Raw genomic sequence first — 23003 nt, 5'->3', positions numbered from 1 at the left:
CATCGAATCAAATAATCAGGAGAAGATTATTATGGCAACGACGAAGAAAGCAGCGAAAAACCATATCGGCCTGGACAGCAAACAATCGGCAAAACTATCGGAAGCGTTGAATGCGCTGCTGGCAAATTATCAGGTGCTGTATATGAACGTGCGCGGCTACCACTGGAACATTTCCGGCCCGCATTTCTTTGAACTGCACGTCAAATTTGAAGAAACCTATAACGATCTGTTAACCAAGGTTGATGAGCTGGCAGAACGTATTTTGACTCTGGGGTCGCAACCGCGTCATGCCTTCAGCGATTATCTGAAAACGTCCGACATCAAGGAAGATACCAATGTCACCGACGATAAAGGCACGCTGGGCGGTTTACTGCACGGCTATTCGGTGCTGCTACAACAGCAGCGTGACCTGTTGACTCTGGCAGCCGATGCGGGGGACGAAGGCACCGCTTCCCTGATGAGTGACTACATCAAAGAGCAGGAAAAACAGGTTTGGATGCTTAACGCCTATCTTGGGAAATAACCTCGGCAGCCAAAACCCGATTTCCTTCTTTTCAATCTGAAACAGTCCCCCTGGGGACTGTTTTCGTTTTACCACTCGTAGGCCACCACAAACAGCAATGAACGCCGGTGCTGGTCATCCAGGCGACGACGCACCCGGATAATATGCCGATTGCTGCAAGACTGGCGTTCCAACCAGCGATGCCTGCGGCGCTGACTCTGCCGCAGCATCCGCCAGCGGCCCACCTCGTTTCTACTGCGTCTCATCGTTTCATCACTCATCCGTCAAATGCCAACGGCGGGCATTATAGTCCTTTCGTCACAGGATCCAACCCGCGGCACCCCGTATTTTGCCCTTGTGATGACAAAGGATGTTCGGCGCAAAATGTATTTTTGTTTACAGCAAGTGCCTTAAGCCAATCATATTTTTGCAACATAAGCGCCGAGAAAAGGTTTCCCCTTTAGCGTTCTGTGCGTACACTCATCGTTGGTGGTTTGCGAACGGGATTTTTCGCCTTTATGACAACATTTTATACCGTAATCAGTTGGCTCATGGTGTTTGGTTACTGGCTGCTTATCGCTGGTGTGACACTGCGTATTCTGATGAAACGCCGCGCCGTACCTTCCGCTATGGCCTGGCTGCTGGTGATCTATATTCTGCCGCTGTTCGGTATTGTGGCTTATTTATCTTTTGGTGAATTGCATCTGGGCAAACGCCGTGCCGAACGCGCCAAGGCAATGTGGCCTTCTACCGCACGCTGGCTGAGCGAATTAAAAGAGAGCCAGCGCATCTTCGCCACCGATTACAGCGAGGTCGCCAGACCCCTGTTCCAACTGTGCGATCGTCGTCAGGGCATCGATGGCGTTAAGGGCAACCAACTCCAGTTACTCACCACCACCGACGCAACGCTGAAAGCGCTGATCCGTGATATTGAGCTGGCACGTCATAATATTGAGATGGTGTTTTACATCTGGCAACCCGGCGGGTTGGTCGATCAGGTGGCCGAATCGCTGATGGCCGCTGCGCGCCGTGGCGTACATTGTCGCCTGATGCTGGACTCAGCCGGGAGTTTGCAATTCTTCCGCAGCCCCTATCCTGGCATGATGCGTAACGCCGGCATCGAAGTGGTGGAGGCGCTCAAGGTAAACCTGTTCCGCGTCTTCCTGCGCCGAATGGATTTGCGTCAGCACCGTAAAGTGGTGCTGATCGATAACTATATTGCCTACACCGGCAGTATGAACATGGTTGACCCACGTTATTTCAAACAGGACGCCGGTGTCGGTCAGTGGATCGATCTGATGGCCCGCATGGAAGGCCCGGTCGCCAGTACCATGGGCATCGTTTATGCCTGTGACTGGGAGATTGAAACCGGTAAACGGATCCTGCCGCCGCCGCCGGACGTCAATATCATGCCGTTCGAACAGGAAAGCGGCCACACCATCCAGGTTATCGCCTCCGGTCCCGGTTTCCCGGAAGAAATGATCCACCAGGCGTTGCTGACCGCGGTTTACTCGGCACGTGAACAGTTGATCATGACCACCCCCTACTTCGTACCCAGCGACGATTTGCTGCATGCGATTTGTACCGCTGCCCTGCGCGGGGTTGAAGTCAGCATCATCGTCCCACGTGACAACGATTCAACCATGGTCCGTTGGGCCAGCCGCTCTTTCTTCTCCGAACTTCTGGAGGCTGGCGTGCGCATCTATCAGTTTGAAGACGGCCTGCTGCATACCAAAAGCGTACTGGTTGATGGCCAACTCAGCCTGGTCGGCACGGTGAATCTGGACATGCGCAGCCTGTGGCTGAACTTTGAAATAACTCTGGTGATCGACGATGACGGTTTCGGCAGCGATCTGGCCTGCGTGCAGGACGACTATATTGCTCGTTCGCAGTTGCTGAATGCCGCAGAGTGGCAGAAACGGCCGTTCTGGCACCGTATTGTTGAGCGCCTGTTCTACTTTTTCAGCCCGCTGCTTTAAATGCCGTAGCGGGCATGCTTTATACCCGTCGCCTTTCAAGTTGCAGCGTTGTTACCTGCACTCGGTTATGTGGCCCGTCCATGGGCCACCCCCCTTCGGGGCCGCTGGAAGCAGCGTTCAAATCGGCTCCCGGCAGATTTGTCACCCCCAGTTACTTACTTAAGTAAGCGCCTGAGGATGAATGAGCTGGTCGCCTAGCTGCAACTTGAAATTCATAGGGTATAATGAGGAATCATTTGTTATCGGGATTTAATTATGGATTTGAATAACCGCCTTACTGAAGACGAAACGCTGGAACAGGCTTACGACATCTTTTTGGAGTTGGCCGGCGACAATCTGGATCCGGCGGATATTCTGCTGTTCAACCTGCAGTTTGAGGAGCGCGGCGGCGCAGAACTGTATGACCCGGCGGAAGACTGGTCTGAACATGTGGACTTTGACCTGAACCCTGACTTTTTCGCCGAAGTGGTGATTGGCCTGGCGGACAGCGACGGTGAACCAATCAACGACGTGTTTGCCCGCGTGTTGCTGTGCCGTGAGAAAGACCACAAGCTTTGCCACATTCTGTGGAAAGAGTAACAGCGCAAGCATCAATATAAACCATGCCGGTCATCATGACTGGCATGGTTGTTAACCCTCCCCGTCAGGCGACAATCACCTGGAGATTTGCCGGGAAAACCAGGTTCTTCAATTTCTTCTCCGGATCGCTGGTCACCAGCCACGAAATATCTTTTAAATCCGCTACCAGGCCCGTCGCATGGTTATTCAGCTTATGCCCATCGGCGAGAACAATGGTTTTGTTGCTGTTTTTGATCATCTGACGGGCAATCGCCGCTTCGTTCAAATCCTGATCCATCACCCCGGCCTTGGGGCTCACCGCACCCGCGCCGATAACCGCATAATCTGCATAGAAAGCGCTGATGCCCTGCAATGCCACCGGCCCAATGCATTCCATTTTTGACAGACCAAATTGCCCGCCGATCAAAATCAGGTCAATCGTCGTATTTTCATGAAACAGGTTGGCAATAACCGGCGAATTGGTGATAACGGTAAGCTGGTTAATGCTGGCAATCTGTTTGGCAAACTCTAAGGTTGTAGTACCAAAATCGATAAATAGTGAGTCACCGGGCTTGATCAACTCGGCAGCTTTAACGGCTATCGCCTTTTTGTCATCCTCGGCCAATCTGGCTCGCTGATTAAACTCCAGCTCAAACCCAAACTGAGCGATAACTGCCCCGCCATGGATTTTCTTGATGTGTTTGAGTTCTTCAAGCTTATTGAGATCTCTGCGAATGGTCTCCTGCGAAACATTAAAGTCATCAGCCAGTTCATTGACGAACACTTGCCCGTTAGTTTTCAACTTTTCGAGAATGATGTTTCTGCGTTCTAGTGCGTTTGAATAATCCATCTTCTAACCCATTCCGTAGCATTTAACATGAAAAAAATTGTGGATTTAAGGGTTTTTCATTGCTTAGACGGCAATTGTTCACCAACTCCAACCATGAAGCAACAGCCTATTGAACTTTCACACACAAAAACACAGCAACAACCACATCATAACCACACCGTCATAAGTAAAAACCGCGATATTGGTCACAATTAAATCGATAGTTGTGATTTTGATGTTGCTTTAATGTGTTTTAATGATAATAAGTAATATAAACGGGCACAATGACAACATCTAAACCACAAATAGACCTGAGGGCTTTATGCTGAACCAACGCTATGCAGCCATTGACCAAGGAACAACAGGAACACGCGTCGTGGTGTTCGGCGAGGATGGGAAACACTTTTCTCCCGCCGCCATTGCGCATAAACAGTTAACACCCAATCCGGGTTGGGTTGAACATGACCCGATGGAGATCCTGCGCAACATACGAACCTGTCTTAGCCAGTGTGGCGTTGTCGATGCAATGGGTTTGGCGCATCAGGGGGAGAGCGTTGTTGCCTGGGATGCACAGAGCGGGTTACCGCTATATAACGCCATTATTTGGCAAGACCAGCGAACTGAATCCGTTCTCCGCCGTCTGCGAGCAGAAGGTGTAGAGGAAACCGTGCGAGCAAAAACCGGCTTGCCACTGGATACCTATTTCTCAGGCAGTAAACTGGGTTGGATTATGCGCAATGTGCCCGGTGCAGACGAACTTTCCCGCCGCGGTCAGTTACGGCTTGGCACCATGGACAGTTTTTTCATGTTCCATCTGTGCGGCACTCATGTCACGGACTACAACTCAGCCTCCAGGACTTCACTGTTCAATATCCACACTCTGCAATGGGATGAAGAACTGTGCCGGATTTTTGGCGTTCCAATCGGCGCTTTGCCGGAAATTCGGGATAATATCGGCCACTTTGGCGACGTGACTTGCTCCGGCAATACCACGCCGTTGACTGCCTGCATTGTCGATCAATTTGCCGGTACCTATGGCCATGGCTGCCTGCAACCCGGTCAGATGAAAATTACTTTCGGTACCGGGGCATTTTTACAGTCTATTACCGGCACAGATGTACCCGATGCACAAGGCTCGGGCCTGTTGCCGACGCTATGTTGGAAATTACCGGGCGAACCTCCGCTCTATGGCCTGGATGGCGGCGTCTATAACGCAGCATCGGCGATCAACTGGGCCAAAAAGATCGGCTTGTACGGTGATATCGAGGAATTCTCAGACTTCCCGGATCAGCCTGCTATCGCTCGCGGGTTAGCATTTATCCCCGCGCTCTCCGGGTTGGGCTGCCCATATTGGGATCGCTCGGCCGCGGGTCTCTGGGCCGGGCTGTCGCTGGAAACCGAACGCAAAGACATGCTGCAATCCATTCTTGAAGGGATCGCCATGCGCTCAGCCGAAGTGATCTACGCCATGGACAAAGTTCGCCCCATTGGCGACACCATTTCCGTGGACGGTGGCTTGTCGGCAAATCTCTACTTTAAACAGTTTCTGGCCAACCTGATCCAAAAACGCATCGTTACTCCGTCAAACCGGGAAATTACCGCCCAAGGCGTCGCTTTACTGGCGCGCAAGGGGTTAGGTAATGCCCACCCCATGAACGTCAGCACACAACACGTTACTACTGAACCTGCAGAACGCGATCTGTCCCCTTATTTTGCAAAATATAAGGACATTATTGCCCGTTCCCGCAATCTGCGTAGCGAATAAATAATAAGAAAAATGGAGGCAGTTATGTCTGAGATTGGCAACATCATTATCTATATCATTATGGCCGGAACCCTGCTCGGTGCCATGGCATCGGTGATAAAACCCGAAAGCGGTTTAGGCAAAGAATTCGTCAATGGTATCCATTCCATCGGCCCCGTATTTCTGGCACAAGCCGGTATTATGGCGGCGATCCCGATCCTCTCTTACGCCATTACCTACACCGTCGGCCCACTGTTCCAATCAATGGGATCGGATGCGTCCATTGCCGCCCTTTCCATTATCGCCGTTGATATGGGAGGCTATCAGTTGGCGGACGCGATTGCCGCTAACCGGGATCAATGGATCACCGCGATGTTGATTGGCTACACCTCGGGTGCCAGCATCGTTTATTTGATCCCGGTCGGTCTGGTGATGTTGCAACAAAAAGACCACAAGTATCTGGCCCTGGGCGCCATGGCAGGCTTGATCAGCATCCCGTTTGGGGTATTGATTTCATTGACGATCATAACCTTCAATAATATTCCTGTGAGGGACATTATCTCCACATCTTCACCCGCCAATCATTACCTGAGCATCGACTTTTTCAATGCCTTGCAACTGCTTTCGCCCCTGTTTGTCTTTTGTATTCTGCTGGCATTGGGACTGAAGTATCGAACCTTGTGGATGGTTAAATGCTTCCTGTTCTTTGGCAAAATCATGGATGCCTTTATCAAGATGGTGCTGGCCGCCTGCATTATTCAGCACTTCACCGGCGTGTTCAGCAAAATCTTTGGCGGTTGGGTATTTGATCCCCTCTTCGCCGACGAAAAAGAGCTTTATCGGGCCATTGAGATTGCCGGTTATATCGGCATCATGCTGGCAGGGACTTTCCCGATTTGTTACCTGTTCCAAAAATATTGTCAGCGCCCGATGAAGTTTATTGGCCGCCAACTTCGGCTTACCGACGCTGGCGCCATTGGTATGGTCATGGTGCTGGCAAATATCATCGCCGTTTATCACCTGTTCAAGGATATGCGAGCCCGTGACAAAGTGTTATGCGTGGCCTTTGGTATCTGTGCCCAGGCCACATTAGGCGACCATTTGGCCTTTACCGCCAACTTCCAGCCGACCCTGGTCCTGCCAATTATGGCCGGAAAATTTCTTGCAGGTGCCATTGCCGTAGCCATCGCTATCTTCATTTCCGTACCGGAAGCGCAACGTATGGAACAACGCGATAGGGGTGAAGAGGACAGGGTACAAAACGATCGTCCTACAGTCCCTCAAGCCATTTAATCCCCTTATTTGATCCCCCCGCTGTGCCTGATACCAGGCACAGCTTTCTTTTAAAATTATGAGGTCACCATGCGTAAGATATTCCTTGCCTGCCCCTACAGCCATGCCGATGAGAATGTAGTCCAGGAGCGTTTCCTGGCTTGCAACAAAGTCGCGGCTAATATCATCGAGGCGGGCCATGCCGTTTTCAGCCAGGTAACCATGTCGCACCCGATTAATTTACAGTTGGAAAAAACCGATAAGGCAGAGATTGGCAAAATGTGGGCTCCTGTTGACGCCCTGTTTTTAGACTTGATGGAAGAGTTGGTTATTTTGGATCTTGCCGGCTGGGACAAGAGTGCAGGCATCAAGCGAGAGATTGAGTTCTATCAATCTCGTAATCAACGCGTAAGCCTGTGGTCAGAAGTTGAGCACGAATTTAAATAACTATCTGTAATACGACCAAAAAATAAGCCTGCAAATTTGCAGGCTTATTCGATGGGCCGAGTAAAGAAAGCTTACCGTGCGATAACCCGTATTTGACTGTTCGATGTTAAGCCAGAAATATCGATATTTTTCAGAAGAGTACGACGTTCAGGCAAGCAACGGTGTTTACCACGGTAAAGTTCCTTTTCACCATCGCGCACAATAATTTCGCCTTTATGATAGCGGTTAACACGCACGTTCAATGTGACGCGATCTGCGGCCTCTGCCGAAACGGAGATAACATTTGGCGCGGCAATACGGAATACCTCATCCAATTGAACTGGAATATCAAAACGCTGCGCACCTTGTCGTAGTAGTGATTGTGCAACCAACCGACCTACGCGTAACCCCTCCAGGTAACACTGATCGCCCATATCAGCGGGATGAGTCATATTGCCCACCACATAATAATCGCGGTCAGAACAGCGGCCATCTTGATCGAACCAGGGACGGCCACTCTCTGGCTCGTAGGCCAGGTGACTGTTACGAATCAGCGTATATTCACCGGTAAAACGGCCGGTAAAGATAATGCTGTCGCAGGGCAATTGCTGCGCGCTGCCGTCTGCGGCGGTAAACTCGATACTTTCTACCCGCTCACGGCCATTGATCTGGGTAACATGCGCCCCCAGGTGGAGTTTAACCCCCATAAGGCGAGCATATATCGCGGCCAGACGAAACGCAGTTGGCCGGGTGTTTTCATCAATCAGCGCCAGGGCTTTTATACCCGCATTGCGTAACGTCCAGATAGTGGAAAAACTGACTAATTCAGATCCTATGATCACCGGCTGAACACCCGGCTTGAGTTTTTTCAAATAGATAAACTGCTGCAATGCCCCCGCGGTCAGCACCCCCTGTGGCCTGACGCCGCTAACCAGTCTGGCGTGGCGTGGTGTTTCGCGCACGCCAGTGGCAATAATGACGCGTTTGGCAACCAGGGTTTCAATACCTCGGTCACTGGAGATCGTCACTTCTCCCCCCGGCTTGATGTTCACCACTGTGGTGCCGGTTCTGATTTCACAATTTTTTTGCACCAGGCTCAATATCCGCTCGGCCCAAATATGGCCTTTCATCGGTCGGTGGAAGGTCTGCATTCCAAACGTCGGGTGACGACAATGGCGTGGGACACCACCCGCCTCCTTTTCTCTTTCCAACAATAGAACGCGGTTTACTCCCTCGTCCCATAAGGCCCGGGCGGCGGCCAAACCGGCTGGCCCTGCGCCAATAATAATGACGTCGTATAGTTGACTCATTCTACCCTCCCGACGACCAGCGTATTATCCAGACGGTCGCCCACGATTTCGGCAACCTGATTACTACAGAAAAAACCGTTACAACGCCCCATCATGACGCGCGTGCGGCGACGCAAGCCCCCGATACATTCTGGCGGTACCGCCGAGTGGAAAGCCGCCTCCAGCTCGCGTCGCGTGACCAATTCGCAATGACAAACGATGCCGCCATTGCCCGAACAGGCATAATCGCGCGGCTGGTACTCAGACAACATCGGCATCACCGGCCACTGCACATCGAGTGGGGGTTGGGTGGGAAACAGCTCGCTGAAATGGTTGCGGTAAAGATCTTCCACATAGTCGGCAATGCCCAACGCGGCAGTCAGCCCGGTGGAACGAATGCCACCCACGCTGACCCAATTATCCTGAGGGTAGTGATAAATGCGATACTCTTTCTTTTCCGTTGCTGGACGAAGCCCCGCATAGGTGGCGGTAACGGTATATTGGCCCAACGTCGGCAGCATTTGGCTGCCTTTTTCAATCAGCCCTTTGAGCACCGTCTCATCCACATCCGCACGATTACGATCGGTTTGTTCTTCGGCCGTTGGACCCAAAATCATATTGCCGAAGATGGTTCGACACAGCAGAACGCCTTTGGTGGTAGCTGTCGGTACCGGCAAGATAATGGCGTTGATATCTGCGGCCGCCGCTTTGTCAAAGACCAGAAACTGCCCTTTGCGTGGGCGGATCTCATAGTCCGGCGTACGCCACAGGCCATCGATCAAATCGCCATGGTTGCCTGCACAGTTAATCACCAGCCTGGTTCGCACACGGCCCTGAGTGGTGTTTAATAACCAGCCTTGCTCATCCTGCGTCGCATTGGTCACTTCGCAGTTGAAACGGTATTTTCCACCATGCATCACAGCCTGTGTGACATAAGCGAGCGGCGCGCTCCAGGGGTCGATGACATATTCACCGGGAACCAATACGCCCCCCAACACACCCTCAGCCAGTTTTGGCTCGCGCAGGTAAACATCAGCGGCAGAAATTTGCTCCACGTCAGTCACCCCATTTTCATGCGCTTGCTTAACAATGCCAGGGAGAGCGGCAAGCTGTTCTTCATTCCAGGCCACCACAATAGCCGTGGTCTGCAACAGCGGGAGATTCATCTTTTCCCTGATCGCCAAATATTCTTCGTAGCCAGCCTGCATGCATTGTAATTCCAGGCTTCCCGTAGGTGCATCAAAGCCCGTATGCAAAATGGCGCTGTTAGCCTTGCTGGCGCCCGACAAGATATCGCCGCCTCGCTCCAGCAATAGCGTTTTCGCCCCCATAAGGGTGAAACGCCGGAAAACGGCACACCCCACCACGCCACCACCAATAACTACCACATCAACATTTTCATTCAGCTGTGTCATACGCGTTATCTCACCACGAAACATGTGATAATAAAACCACATAAACCACATCATTACAACACAAAAGCCACACCAAAAAGCCACGCCGGAAAACGCAATGATAAACAAAAATCAATTATAATCATTAAGATGAAGTTAATTCTCAAAATAGACACCTGGTTTTCAATTTTTGATTTGGTGAGTTATTTGTGGTTTTCATCGATTTTCATTGGTTTTAAATAGCAACGGGAATGCCATAGCAAAAGGGGCTCATGTAAACATGAGCCCCTTTAGGCAACACAATAGAGTGAAACGGTCAGTTACAGCGGATCAACCTTCAAACAAGAAACCGCATGGCGGAAGCTGCCTTCCAGCAGCGGGCGTGTTTTGGCGCATTCCGGCCCGGCAATCGGGCAACGGGTGCGGAACACACAGCCGGATGGCGGGTTAATGGGCGAAGGCAGTTCCCCTTCCAGCAATTGGATCTGTTTGTCCTTCTCCTTGTCCGGATCCGGAACCGGCACCGCTGACATCAGCGCTTTGGTATAAGGGTGCTGCGGGTTGTGATACACCTCGTCATAGGTACCCAGCTCTACCGCATGGCCCAGATACATCACCAGTACGCGGTCAGAGATGTGTTTTACCACCGCCAGATCATGGGCGATAAAGATCAGCGACAGGCCCATTTCGCGCTGCAGTTGCTGCAACAGGTTAACTACCTGCGCCTGAATCGACACGTCCAGCGCCGAGACCGGCTCATCGCAAATCACCAGCTTCGGCTCCAGGATCAGGGCACGGGCGATGCCGATGCGCTGACACTGACCGCCGGAGAACTCATGCGGATAGCGGTTGATCAGGTTTGGCAGCAGGCCAACCTTCAGCATCATCGCCTTGACCTTGTCCTTCACTTCCTGACGCGGCATTTTTGGGTAATAGGTACGCAGTGGCTCGGCAATAATTTCACCGATGGTCATACGCGGGTTCAGCGATGCCAGCGGATCCTGGAAGATCATTTGGATATCGCTACGGGTTTTGCGCCAGTCAACGTCACTCATACCGAGCAGGTCTTTACCCAGCCAGGCAACGCGCCCGCTGGTGGCCTTCACCAAGCCGATAATGGCGCGGGCGAAGGTTGACTTACCACAACCAGACTCACCCACCACACCCAGAGTTTCCCCTTCGAACAGGCGCAGCGTCACGCCGTCAACGGCCTTCAGGGTTTTCGGCGGCTGCCAGAACCACTGTTTGTCATCATGAATGTCGAAGTGCACTTTCAAATCGGCCACTTCGAGCAGAACTTTCTTGTCGGTTACCGTACTCATACCAACGCCTCCACCGGTTTAAAGCAGGCACGCAAGCGCCCTTCACCAAATTGCTCCAATGGCGGAGCGCTCGAACATTGCGGCATCGCGTACGCACAACGCGGCTGGAACGGGCAGCCTTTCGGCAGACGCAGCAGGTTCGGCGGGTTACCTGGAATGGTCATCAGCGCCTCACCTTCGGCGTCCAGACGCGGTACCGCATTGAGCAAACCGATGGAGTAAGGATGGCTTGGGTGATAGAACACGTCACGCGCGCTGCCGTATTCCATGGTCCGCCCGGCGTACATCACCAGCACTTTGTTACAGATACCGGCCACAACACCCAGGTCGTGAGTGATCATGATAATAGCCGTGTTGAACTCGCGCTTGAGCTCATTAAGCAAGGTCATAATCTGCGCCTGAACCGTCACGTCCAGTGCGGTGGTCGGCTCATCGGCAATCAACAGCTTCGGCCGGCACAGCAGCGCCATGGCAATCATTACACGCTGACGCATGCCACCAGAAAACTCATGCGGATACATGCGCATGCGCTTACGCGCTTCCGGCATTTTAACCGCATCGAGCATGCGAACCGACTCTTCGAAGGCCTCGCTTTTACCCATTTTCTTGTGCTGCATCAGCACTTCCATCAACTGCTCACCAACGCGCATATAAGGGTTGAGCGAAGTCATTGGGTCCTGGAAGATCATCGAAATCTCTTCTGCCCGCAGCTTGTTGAGCTGTTTTTCCGGCAGATTGAGGATTTCACGGCCATTAAATTTGGCCGAGCCGCCAATGCGGCCATTGCTGGCCAACAGTCCCATCAGCGCGAAAGCGGTCTGGGATTTACCGGAACCAGACTCACCCACGATCCCCAGCGTTTCGCCGGCGCGCAGGTCAAAGTTCAGGTCGTTAACGGCCGTCACATCACCGTCCGGAGTGCCGAAGGTCACGCGCAGGTCTTTGACATCCAACAACAACGACGATTTCACGGCGGTGCTGGTTTGCAACTGCGGATTTTCAATGGTGCTCATGATTGCACTCCTTAACGATCTTTCGGGTCGAGGGCGTCACGCAGACCATCGCCGATAAAGTTGAAACAAAACAGAGTGACAACCAGGAAACCCGCCGGGAACAGCAGCAACCACGGTGAAACTTCCATCGAGTTGGCGCCATCGCTCAGCAATGCACCCCAGCTGCTTAATGGCTCCTGGGTACCCAGCCCCAGGAAGCTGAGGAAGGATTCGAACAGGATCATGCTCGGCACCAGCAATGAGGCATATACCACCACTACGCCGAGCACGTTCGGCACGATGTGGCGCAGTACGATATTGCGGCTGGAAACCCCGCATACCAACGCCGCTTCGATAAACTCTTTACGCTTCAGACTCAGGGTCTGTCCACGCACAATACGCGCCATGTCGAGCCAGGACACCATGCCGATCGCCACAAAGATCAGCAGGATGTTTTGACCAAAGAAGGTCACCAGCAGGATCACGAAGAACATAAACGGGAAGGAGTTGAGGATCTCCAGCAGACGCATCATGACCGAGTCAATTTTACCACCCAGGTAACCGGACATGGCGCCGTACAGGGTGCCGACAATCACCGCCACCAGCGCGGCGGAAACGCCAACCATCAGCGAGATACGTCCGCCAATCGCGACACGTACCAACAAATCACGCCCGGAGGAATCGGTACCGAAGTAGTGCCCCGCGTCAAAAGCCGGTGCTGCCGACATCATCGCCCAATCGGTATCGTCATAGGCAAACTGTGACAGCCATGGAGCTACAATCACAAACAGGGTAATCAGCGCCAGTACAAACAGGCTGCTGACTGCCGCACGGTTGTGCACAAAGCGGCGACGGGCATCCTGCCACAGGCTGCGCCCTTCCACTTCAAGCTTTTCGCTGAAGTTCTCCAGAGCCTCGCTATTCTTTTTCGTCAACATCATTTGCGTGCTCCAGCTTAATAACGAATTTTTGGATCGATAACGGCGTACAGCACGTCGACGATCGCGTTAAACAAAATGGTCAGGCCACCCACCAGAATGGTCAGGCTCAATACCAAAGAATAATCGCGGTTCAGCGCACCATTAACAAACAGCTGGCCAATACCCGGCAGACCGTAGATGGTTTCGATCACCATAGACCCGGTGATGATGCCGACAAACGCCGGGCCCATATAGGAAAGCACGGGCAATAACGCCGGTTTGAGCGCATGGCGGAAAATGATGCGACGCATCGGCAACCCTTTGGCGCGGGCGGTACGGATAAAGTTGGAGTGCAGCACTTCAATCATCGATCCACGTGTAATACGGGCGATGCTGGCGATATAGGCCAGTGATAACGCCACCATCGGCAAGATAATAAACTTCGGCGCGCCACCGTTCCAACCGCCGCCTGGTAACCATTTCAGCGTGATGGCGAAAATTAATACCAGTAACGGCGCCACCACAAAACTGGGTATCACCACCCCGGTCATGGCAAAGCCCATCACCGTATAATCCCATTTGGTATTTTGATTCAGTGCGGCAACCACCCCGGCACTAACCCCCAGGACGACCGCCAACAAGAATGCGGCAAGGCCGAGTTTGGCAGATACCGGGAAAGAAGCGGCGACCAGATCGTTAACTGAATAATCTTTGTATTTGAACGACGGCCCGAAATCGCCTTTTGACAGTTGCACCAAATAATGGCCGTACTGTTTCCAGATCGGATCGTTCAAATGATATTTGGCCTCGATATTGGCCATCACTTCAGGAGGCAACGCACGCTCGCCCGTAAATGGGCTGCCGGGTGCCAGACGCATCATAAAGAATGAGATGGTAATAAGGATAAATAGTGTCGGGATCGCTTCTAACAAGCGACGAAATATAAATTTAAGCATTGCCCTAACCCTGTGCTGCAGCCTGATAACGGCTTATTATTTCAACATGGGCCGGCGGTTCACACCGCCGGCACTTACCGTATCAATGCTTGATGATGTACAGGTTTTTGTCGTACACGTTATCAAGTGGGTCTTTACCGGTGTAACCGCCAACATAAGGTTTCACCAGACGGGCATTCACATAGTAATAAACCGGAACGATGGCCGAATCCTTATCCAGCTGCACTTCAGCTTTCTGATACAGACCTGCTCGTTCTTCTTTGGTTTTCGCCGTCAACACGTTCGCCATCAGCTTATCGAACTCTGCGCTCTTATAGTGCGGGGTGTTACTGCTGCTGTCAGACAGCATCATGTTCAGGAACGAACTTGGTTCGTTGTAGTCGGCACACCAGCCGGCACGCGCAACGTCATAGGTACCCTGATGACGGGTATCCAGGAAGGTTTTCCACTCCTGATTCACCAGCTTCACGTCCACGCCCAGATTTTTCTTCCAGATGGATGCCGCGGCGATCGCCAGTTTTTTATGCAGATCAGAGGTGTTGTAGAGCAGTGAGAAAGTCAGTGGTTTGCCCGGGCCGTAACCCGCATCAGCCAACAGTTTTTTCGCCACTTCATTGCGTTTTTCCTGCGTCCAGCCGAACCACTCTGGTGGCGTCAACTTGGCGCCATCGGTATAAGGTGGGGTGAAGCTGTAGGCCGGCAGATCGCCCTGGTTTTTCACTTTATTGGTGATGATGTCGCGATCCAGACCCAGCTTCAGCGCTTCACGTACGCGCTGATCGGTAAATGGCGCTTTCTGGTTGTTGATCTCGTAGTAATAAGTACACAGATATGGATCGACGTGAACTTCTTTCGGGATCTCTTTTTTCAACTTCTGGAACAGTTCGATCGGCATGTTGTTATAGGTCATGTCGATTTCGCCGGTGCGGTAGCGGTTTACGTCGGTCACTTCCGACGAAATTGGCAGGAACGTCACTTTATTAATGATGGTTTTCGCGTTATCCCAATATTCCGGGTTACGTTCCAGCACGATACGTTCGTTAACAACCCAGTCTTTTAACTTGTAGGCGCCGTTGCTGACGTAGTTCGCCGGCAGGGTCCACTTCTCGCCAAACTTCTCGACCGCATCTTTAAATACTGGCTTCATCGCGTAGTGCGGCGTCATTTCAACCAGATAAGGCACCGGCTCGGTCAGGGTGACCTGGAAAGTGTGATCGTCGATGGCTTTTACGCCCAGGGTGGATTTGTCTTTTTTGCCGGCGATGATGTCATCGACGTTTTCTACGTGAGCATATTGCAGATAGCTGGCGTATGGGGATGCCGTTTTCGGATCCACCACGCGCTGCCAGCTATACACGAAATCTTGTGCCGTTACCGGCTTGCCATTCGACCACTTTGCGTCTTTACGCAGATGGAAGGTCCAGACTTTAAAGTCTTTGTTATCCCAGCTTTCAGCCACGCCTGGAACAATGGAACCATCCGGGCCGTTGTTGGCCAGGCCTTCCATCAGATCGCGCGTAACGTTGTTTTCCGGTACGCCTTCAATTTTGTGCGGATCCAGGGACTGTACTTCCGAGCCGTTGTTTTTAACGATCTCTTGTTTATCTGCCAGCTGTACGCCTGCCGGCACAACGGCAGCAATTGCACTTCCGGTTGCTGTGATACCCAGCGCGGCAATGATGCCGGCCGCAAGGATGGTTTTTTTCGTGATGTTGGTCATGTGTATACTCCAGTTTTTATTATCACAGGCTCGTCGTGGAGCCTGCGTTGCCCGTGAGCGGACCTTGTTATACCGGCGGCCGTTGAACGAATACGGCAGGCGGCCTCCCTGATATTACTCACCCCTGTTGGCGTGGCGTAATACCCCTAGTTACTGCTTGATGATGTACAGGTTTTTTACATCGGTGTAATCCAGCGGGTCTTTACCGGTAAAGCCCCCCACCGACGGTCTGATCAGGCGCGCACTGACACGGTAATACACCGGGATTAACGCCGAGTCTTTGTCCAACTGAGCCTCCGCCTGCTGATAAAGAGCAGCACGCGCCGCTTCGTCCGGCGCTTTCAGCGTGCTGGCCATCAGGGCGTCAAACGCCGGGCTCTTGTAGAAAATGGTATTGATGCTGCTGTTGGAGATAACCAGATTCAGGAAGGCGCTGGGCTCGTTATAATCACCGCACCAGGTGGCACGCGCTATGTCGTACTGACCCTGATGACGGCTTTCCAGCGAGGTTTTCCACTCCTGATTACGCAGCGTGACATCCGCGCCAAGGTTTTTCTTCCACATTGACGCCGCAGCGATCGCCTGCTGTTTGTTTTGATCGGAAGTGTTGTACAGCAGCGTAAACTTCAGCGGTTTAGCCGCGCTGAAGCCTGCCTCGGCCAACAATTTTTTCGCCTCGGCATTACGTTGTTCCTGGCTCCACCCTGCCCATTCCGGCGCTGTGAATTTGGCACCTTCGGTAAAGCTCGGGGTAAAGCTGTAGGCCGGGATCTGCCCCTGGCCCATGATCTTGTTGGCAATGATGTCGCGATCCAACGTCAGTTTCACTGCAGCTCGCACTCGGGCATCGGTAAAAGGTGCGCGCTGGTTGTTGATCTCGTAATAAAAGGTGCACAGGTAAGGGTTAACGTGCAATTGCTCAGGGATCTCGCTCTTCATTTTCGCGAACAGGTTCGGCGGGATGGCGCTGTTGGTGATATCGATTTCACCGCTGCGGAAGCGGTTGACGTCACTGACCTCTGAGGTAATCGGCAAGAAGGTTGCCTGATCGATAACCGTTTTCTTGTTGTTCCAGTAGCTCGGGCTGCGCTCAAGCACGATGCGCTCATTCACCACCCAATCTTTCAAGCGATAGGCACCATTACCGACATAGTTGGCAGGCAGCGTCCACTTGTCGCCAAACTTCTCAACCACCGAGCGTTTGACCGGTTTCAGCGAGGTGTGGCTCAGCATGCTGATGAAATACGGCACCGGCTCACTCAACGTGACCTGCAACGTTTTATCATCGATAGCTTTAATACCCAGAGTCTGCGGGCTTTGCTTACCGGTCAGAATGGCGTCAATATTTTCAACTTTGGCGTACTGCAGGTAGCTGGCATACGGTGAGCCAATTTTCGGATCGGCCAGGCGCTGCCAACTGTAGACGAAGTCCTGCGCGGTAACTGGGGAGCCATCACTCCAAACTGCGTCGGGACGCAGGTGGAAAGTCCAGGTTTTAAATCCCTGATTTTCCCAATTTGCCGCTACCGCGGGCACCACATGCCCATTGGCGTCAGTGCTGACCAGCCCTTCCAGCAGGTTCAGAATGATATTGCTTTCCGGTATGCCTTCAACCTTGTGCGGATCCAATGAAGCCACTTCCGAGCCGTTGTTAATAACAATTTTCTGCTGCTCTGCCAATTGCACCCCGGCCGGAACCTCAGCCGCCTGAGCAGAATAAACGGCGCTGATACTCAGCAAACCGGCAATCAACATAGCCAATGGAGTGTGCTTTAGGGTTTGCTGCATGGTCGAGGCTCCTTTTCACCAACAAGCATTGCTTATCGATATTCGTGAAGTATTTATAAGAATTCTAAATAAACAGACACCAGCAAAAATCGTTCCCACTTTGTCGACGCGATACCGTTAATTACGCGTAGAAAGTTGCTCGGAAATTAGCAGAAGGCAATTTCCATAGCCAATAATTTTTACAGAAATGTTAAGCAATTCTCTTTTATTGCATCAGACGGGTTTTGTCACCCTGACGAAGGGGCAACAAGAAATCAACTCAACATATTGATTTTAATCGTTAAAATTAGAATCATCACCATCAAAGCCGTACGCAGCGAACCCACACACCCAATAAAGAAACATTCAGTTAACAAAGGCGCCGTTCAAAGAACAAACACCTGCTTATGTGCGGTTAATCACTAATAACACCTGGATGAAAGCGAGACAAGCCCTACAGAATGATGTGATTAAATTAACAGCAAATTTGATATTCGGGAGGCAAAAAAGGGCAGGAAGTGGGGAAGATAAGAGGTAAAAACAACGCTTAGAGCTTTTATTGAGCAACAAGTTGAGATTTATGCCACATCATGGTGCAAGTGAAGAAAATTCATTCATATTTCGCACTATATTAATGCGAGCTAATAATAGTTTTTATTTTTAAAATTAATTTGAGCCGCGAATCATCCTATTCGCGACTCATTTGGCTGATTACAACAAGCCGGGGAATATCGCCTTTATGCCAGTCACGATAAACTCAATACCCAACGCCATCAGCAACAACCCCATGATACGGGTGATGACGTTAATGCCGGTTTGCCCCAACAAGCGTACCAGCAAAGGTGCAGCCCGGAACAACAACCAGCAGCAAAAGGCAAACAACGCGATAGCCAGGCTAAACCCCAACAGGTTCTGCCAGCTATGGTAGCGGGAACTCCAGACAATGGTGGAACTGATAGCACCCGGTCCGGCCATCAATGGCAATGCCAATGGCACGACCCCAATACTCTCACGGATCGCGCTCTCTGATTTTTCCTGTTTGTTCTGTTTGTCCTCACCCAGCTTGCCACTGATCATCGACATGGCAATGCTGACCACCAGGATGCCGCCGGCAATGCGGAACGAGTCAATAGAGATACCGAACATGCGCAAAATCCCCTCCCCCAAAAACAGCGAGGTCCACAGGATGATGGCGACCGACAGGTTGGCGGTCAGGTTGGTTTTATTGCGACCGGCCGCCGCCTGGTAGCTGGTCATGCTGATAAACACCGGCAAAATACCCACCGGGTTTACCAGCGCAAACAGGCCGACAAAAAATTTAATGAAGCCGGAAAAATCCAACAGAGATTGGCCCACAAATGACTCCGCTTTAATAGCTCTAAAAAGTGACACTGCCTTCGCGCGCTAATGTAATAGAATTGCCACGGGTAATCCATTGCTCATGAACGAGATTTATCTCTATTTATATCCACATCGATAAGATAATTCTCTATTGTTAAAGCAATGTACGGTTTATGATTTTTTATGTTGAAAAAAGTGCCTGGCATCGCAGTTATCAAGAATGATTCTCAAAAACCTTAGCTGAATGGTGTCAGCTTGCGCTTTTTATGATTTAAATCACAAAATCACTACCCAAGAGTAGTTAAGCTCTTAGTCGTAGTCAGGGAGTAGAACAGGTTAAGGAAAAAGTGGCATCTCTGTTCGGCCCGCTGTCTTCTCCTGCTGAAGCATCGGGTAAAGCTCTTTAAGCAAATCAGCAGCATGCGACAAAAAATGGCGGAAAGCCTTTGTTTTTAAAACAGCATTTTCCACCGTTCTGTCTATACTACTTGCTCGCACGGCTGATTTACTGAAAGAGTTTAACATTATCAGGAGAGCATTATGGCTGTAACAAATGTCGCTGAACTGAACGAGCTAGTTGCACGTGTAAAAAAAGCCCAGCGCGAGTATGCCAACTTCACCCAAGAACAAGTTGACAAGATTTTCCGCGCTGCTGCCCTCGCCGCTGCCGATGCCCGTATTCCTCTGGCCAAACTGGCCGTTGAAGAGTCAGGTATGGGGATCGTTGAAGATAAAGTGATCAAGAACCACTTCGCATCAGAGTTTATCTACAACGCTTATAAAGATGAAAAAACCTGCGGCATCCTGGCCGAAGACCATACTTTCGGTACCATCACCATTGCAGAGCCTATTGGCCTGATTTGCGGTATCGTGCCTACCACCAACCCAACTTCTACGGCCATTTTCAAAGCGTTAATCAGCCTGAAAACCCGTAACGGCATTATCTTCTCTCCGCACCCACGTGCGAAAAATGCTACCAACAAGGCAGCAGATATCGTGTTGCAGGCAGCAATTGCCGCCGGCGCGCCGAAAGATATCGTCGGCTGGATTGACCAACCTACCGTTGAACTGTCCAACCAGTTAATGCATCACCCTGACATCAACCTGATCCTCGCGACCGGTGGCCCAGGCATGGTGAAAGCCGCCTACAGCTCCGGCAAACCGGCAATCGGCGTTGGTGCAGGTAACACTCCGGTTGTGGTTGACGAAACTGCGGATATCAAACGCGTTGTCGCTTCAATTCTGATGTCTAAAACCTTCGACAGCGGTGTGATTTGCGCCTCTGAGCAGTCGGTCATCGTGGTTGACTCCATCTATGATGCAGTCCGCGAACGTTTTGCTACCCACGGCGGCTACATGCTGCAGGGTAAAGAACTGAAAGCCGTACAGGACATTATCCTGAAAAACGGTGGCCTGAACGCGGCTATCGTTGGCCAGTCTGCACCGAAAATCGCTGAAATGGCAGGCATCAAAGTGCCGGCAAGCACCAAGGTGTTGATCGGTGAAGTGAAGCTGGTTGATGAAACCGAGCCTTTCGCTCACGAAAAGCTGTCCCCTACGCTTGCCATGTACCGCGCCAAAGATTTTGCCGACGCTGTCAGCAAAGCAGAAAAACTGGTTGCCATGGGCGGTATCGGCCACACCTCTTGCCTGTACACCGACCAGGATAACCAGCCGGAACGCGTTGCCTTCTTCGGCGACAAAATGAAAACCGCGCGTATCCTGATTAACACCCCAGCGTCTCAGGGGGGTATCGGTGACCTGTACAACTTTAAACTCGCTCCGTCTCTGACGCTGGGCTGCGGTTCCTGGGGCGGTAACTCCATCTCTGAAAACGTCGGTCCAAAACACCTGATCAACAAGAAAACTGTAGCGAAGCGAGCAGAAAACATGTTGTGGCATAAACTTCCGAAATCAATCTACTTCCGCCGTGGCTCACTGCCTATCGCGCTGGAAGAAGTAGCGACCGACGGGGCAAAACGCGCCTTCATTGTGACCGACCGCTACCTGTTCAATAACGGTTATGCTGACCAGATCACTTCCGTTCTGAAGTCTCACGGCATTGAAACAGAAGTGTTCTTTGAAGTTGAAGCAGACCCAACGCTGTCCATCGTGCGTAAAGGCGCTGAGCAGATGAACTCCTTTAAACCAGACGTGATTATCGCGCTGGGCGGTGGTTCACCGATGGATGCGGCGAAGATCATGTGGGTGCTGTACGAACATCCTGAAACCCATTTCGAAGACCTAGCGCTGCGCTTTATGGACATCCGTAAACGTATCTACAAGTTCCCGAAAATGGGCGTCAAAGCAAAAATGATTGCTGTGACCACCACCTCAGGTACCGGTTCGGAAGTGACTCCATTTGCGGTAGTGACCGACGACGTGACCGGCCAGAAATACCCATTGGCGGATTACGCGCTGACCCCGGACATGGCCATTGTTGACGCCAACCTGGTGATGAACATGCCAAAGTCCCTGTGCGCCTTTGGCGGCCTGGATGCGGTGACTCACGCACTGGAAGCTTACGTTTCAGTACTGGCGAACGAATACTCTGATGGTCAGGCGCTGCAAGCGTTGAAACTGCTGAAAGAGTATCTGCCAGCCAGCTATAAAGAAGGTGCCAAGAATCCTGTCGCCCGTGAACGCGTGCACAATGCTGCGACCATCGCCGGCATCGCATTCGCCAACGCCTTCCTTGGGGTTTGCCACTCAATGGCCCACAAACTGGGTTCTGAGTTCCACATCCCACACGGTCTGGCCAACGCCATGCTGATCTCCAACGTTATTCGCTATAACGCGAACGACAACCCAACCAAGCAAACGGCCTTCAGCCAGTACGACCGCCCACAGGCTCGTCGCCGCTACGCTGAAATCGCTGACCACCTCGGTCTGGGCGCACCAGGCGACCGTACCGCGCAGAAAATCGAGAAGTTGCTAACCTGGCTCGATGAGATCAAAGCTGAACTGGGCATACCGGCATCCATCCGTGAAGCTGGTGTGACAGAGGCCGATTTCCTGGCGAAAGTCGACAAACTGTCTGAAGACGCCTTTGACGACCAATGTACCGGTGCCAACCCGCGTTATCCGCTGATTGCCGAACTGAAGCAAATCATGCTGGATACCTTCTACGGCCGTAAGTTTAGTGAAGCGGAAGATGAAGAAGTTTTGGTAGCTCCAGCGGCGGCCAAAGCAGAAAAAAAGTCCAAAAAATAACGGTTCATTGAACCAATAAAAAAACCGCCGAAAGGCGGTTTTTTTATGCGGCACGTTGACCAGTACTTACCTGAGTGCGCAATAGCGCTAAAACACGCCACAAGGCTCCCTGCAGCGTTCTAAACGCTACTCCAGTGCCTGTATGGCTTCCTTGTAATGCTTGCGGCAAACGGAGACGTAGCTCTCGTTCCCCCCTATCACTACCTGCTCACCAGCATGCATCGCCTGTCCGTTCTCATCCAGCCGTAGCACCATATTGGCCTTGCGTCCGCAATGACAGATAGTTTTCAACTCTACCAGTTTGTCTGCCCAGGCCAGCAAGTATTGGCTGCCAATGAACAGTTCTCCCAGGAAGTCGGTGCGCAAGCCATAACACAGAACCGGAATATCCAGTTGGTCGACGACATCACACAATTGCTCAACCTGCTGTTTCGTCAGGAACTGGCTCTCGTCCAACAACACGCAATGAATCGGTTGCTGTTGATGTTCCTGTGCAATCATCGCATAGAGCATCGAGTCATTATTATAGAGCTGCGCCTGTGACGACAGACCGATTCGCGAACTGACCTTGCCCACCCCAAACCGATGATCTATTTCGGCGGTAAACACCAACGTACGCATACCACGCTCTTGATAATTATATGAAGATTGCAACAACGCGGTAGATTTCCCTGCGTTCATCGCAGAGTAATAAAAATAAAGTTGAGCCATGGGCCCGCAACTCCAATGGTATAAGAAATATTCAAAGGTTGATTCAGACCTAAAGTGTAACATAACCC

General features: G+C 51.7%; 19 protein-coding genes. 7 read left to right on the top strand and 12 right to left on the bottom strand.

The window, feature by feature from the left end; translation table 11 throughout:
- Positions 1–31 precede the first annotated feature (31 nt).
- Complete coding sequence (locus FCL49_RS01015; protein WP_085117075.1) at positions 32–523, top strand: Dps family protein; 492 nt, start codon at positions 32–34, stop codon at positions 521–523.
- A 68-nt stretch (positions 524–591) separates the two neighbouring features.
- Here FCL49_RS01015 and FCL49_RS01010 read toward each other — a convergent pair whose 3' ends face one another.
- On the bottom strand, positions 592–768 hold the full coding sequence (locus FCL49_RS01010) for a YciY family protein (RefSeq protein ID WP_071593055.1): 177 nt from the start codon (positions 766–768) through the stop codon (positions 592–594).
- Positions 769–1020: 252 nt separating this feature from the next.
- On the opposite strand from FCL49_RS01010, the gene cls reads away from it, so the two are divergent.
- The gene (gene cls / locus FCL49_RS01005) at positions 1021–2481 is read left to right on the top strand and encodes a cardiolipin synthase (RefSeq protein ID WP_012145416.1); all 1461 of its coding nucleotides are present in this window, start codon (positions 1021–1023) and stop codon (positions 2479–2481) included.
- Positions 2482–2736: 255 nt separating this feature from the next.
- Positions 2737–3060, top strand: a complete 324-nt coding sequence (locus tag FCL49_RS01000; RefSeq protein ID WP_004945300.1) for an HI1450 family dsDNA-mimic protein — start codon at positions 2737–2739, stop codon at positions 3058–3060.
- Between the two features lie 64 nt (positions 3061–3124).
- Here the strand turns inward: FCL49_RS01000 and FCL49_RS00995 are convergent, their stop codons facing one another.
- Positions 3125–3889 (bottom strand): DeoR/GlpR family DNA-binding transcription regulator, encoded by a 765-nt coding sequence (locus FCL49_RS00995; protein ID WP_174352052.1) that lies wholly within the window; start codon positions 3887–3889, stop codon positions 3125–3127.
- A 301-nt stretch (positions 3890–4190) separates the two neighbouring features.
- On the opposite strand from FCL49_RS00995, the gene FCL49_RS00990 reads away from it, so the two are divergent.
- From FCL49_RS00990 to FCL49_RS00980, 3 genes are all read left to right on the top strand, one after another.
- Complete coding sequence (locus FCL49_RS00990) at positions 4191–5633, top strand: glycerol kinase (RefSeq protein ID WP_174352051.1); 1443 nt, start codon at positions 4191–4193, stop codon at positions 5631–5633.
- Between the two features lie 24 nt (positions 5634–5657).
- A complete protein-coding gene (gene eutH / locus FCL49_RS00985) occupies positions 5658–6905 on the top strand; it encodes an ethanolamine utilization protein EutH (protein ID WP_174352050.1) in 1248 nt (415 codons plus the stop codon).
- A 69-nt stretch (positions 6906–6974) separates the two neighbouring features.
- Positions 6975–7331 (top strand): DUF1937 family protein, encoded by a 357-nt coding sequence (locus FCL49_RS00980; RefSeq protein ID WP_174352049.1) that lies wholly within the window; start codon positions 6975–6977, stop codon positions 7329–7331.
- Between the two features lie 71 nt (positions 7332–7402).
- Here FCL49_RS00980 and FCL49_RS00975 read toward each other — a convergent pair whose 3' ends face one another.
- The 9 genes from FCL49_RS00975 to FCL49_RS00935 form a co-directional block, all read right to left on the bottom strand.
- Positions 7403–8620 carry an FAD-dependent oxidoreductase gene (locus FCL49_RS00975; protein WP_174352048.1) on the bottom strand — a complete coding sequence of 406 codons (1218 nt, stop codon included), beginning with the start codon at positions 8618–8620 and terminating at the stop codon, positions 7403–7405.
- Positions 8617–10014 (bottom strand): NAD(P)/FAD-dependent oxidoreductase, encoded by a 1398-nt coding sequence (locus FCL49_RS00970; RefSeq protein WP_174352047.1) that lies wholly within the window; start codon positions 10012–10014, stop codon positions 8617–8619. The genes FCL49_RS00975 and FCL49_RS00970 overlap by 4 nt, the downstream gene beginning before the upstream one ends.
- A gap of 299 nt (positions 10015–10313) precedes the next feature.
- Positions 10314–11315 carry a murein tripeptide/oligopeptide ABC transporter ATP binding protein OppF gene (gene oppF / locus FCL49_RS00965; protein ID WP_112348478.1) on the bottom strand — a complete coding sequence of 334 codons (1002 nt, stop codon included), beginning with the start codon at positions 11313–11315 and terminating at the stop codon, positions 10314–10316.
- On the bottom strand, positions 11312–12328 hold the full coding sequence (locus FCL49_RS00960; protein ID WP_135316816.1) for an ABC transporter ATP-binding protein: 1017 nt from the start codon (positions 12326–12328) through the stop codon (positions 11312–11314). Before FCL49_RS00960 ends, oppF begins: the two co-directional genes overlap by 4 nt.
- A gap of 11 nt (positions 12329–12339) precedes the next feature.
- Complete coding sequence (oppC, locus tag FCL49_RS00955) at positions 12340–13248, bottom strand: oligopeptide ABC transporter permease OppC (RefSeq protein ID WP_012145425.1); 909 nt, start codon at positions 13246–13248, stop codon at positions 12340–12342.
- A 14-nt stretch (positions 13249–13262) separates the two neighbouring features.
- Positions 13263–14183, bottom strand: coding sequence for an oligopeptide ABC transporter permease OppB (oppB, locus tag FCL49_RS00950; protein WP_174352046.1), 921 nt, complete (start codon positions 14181–14183; stop codon positions 13263–13265).
- Between the two features lie 82 nt (positions 14184–14265).
- A complete protein-coding gene (gene oppA, locus FCL49_RS00945; protein ID WP_174352045.1) occupies positions 14266–15903 on the bottom strand; it encodes an oligopeptide ABC transporter substrate-binding protein OppA in 1638 nt (545 codons plus the stop codon).
- A 150-nt stretch (positions 15904–16053) separates the two neighbouring features.
- Positions 16054–17691 carry an ABC transporter substrate-binding protein gene (locus FCL49_RS00940; protein ID WP_174352044.1) on the bottom strand — a complete coding sequence of 546 codons (1638 nt, stop codon included), beginning with the start codon at positions 17689–17691 and terminating at the stop codon, positions 16054–16056.
- A gap of 690 nt (positions 17692–18381) precedes the next feature.
- Positions 18382–19026, bottom strand: coding sequence for a YchE family NAAT transporter (locus FCL49_RS00935; RefSeq protein WP_012145429.1), 645 nt, complete (start codon positions 19024–19026; stop codon positions 18382–18384).
- Positions 19027–19551: 525 nt separating this feature from the next.
- Between FCL49_RS00935 and adhE the strand changes: the two genes are divergently transcribed.
- On the top strand, positions 19552–22224 hold the full coding sequence (gene adhE, locus FCL49_RS00930) for a bifunctional acetaldehyde-CoA/alcohol dehydrogenase (RefSeq protein WP_174352043.1): 2673 nt from the start codon (positions 19552–19554) through the stop codon (positions 22222–22224).
- Positions 22225–22350: 126 nt separating this feature from the next.
- On the opposite strand, the gene FCL49_RS00925 is transcribed toward adhE, so the two are convergent.
- Positions 22351–22935 (bottom strand): thymidine kinase, encoded by a 585-nt coding sequence (locus FCL49_RS00925; protein ID WP_174352042.1) that lies wholly within the window; start codon positions 22933–22935, stop codon positions 22351–22353.
- Between the last annotated feature and the right edge of the window lie 68 nt (positions 22936–23003).

The organism is Serratia proteamaculans, from assembly GCF_013337185.1.
Lineage (GTDB): Bacteria > Pseudomonadota > Gammaproteobacteria > Enterobacterales > Enterobacteriaceae > Serratia > Serratia proteamaculans_D.
This window is presented reverse-complemented; position numbering and strand designations above follow the sequence as displayed.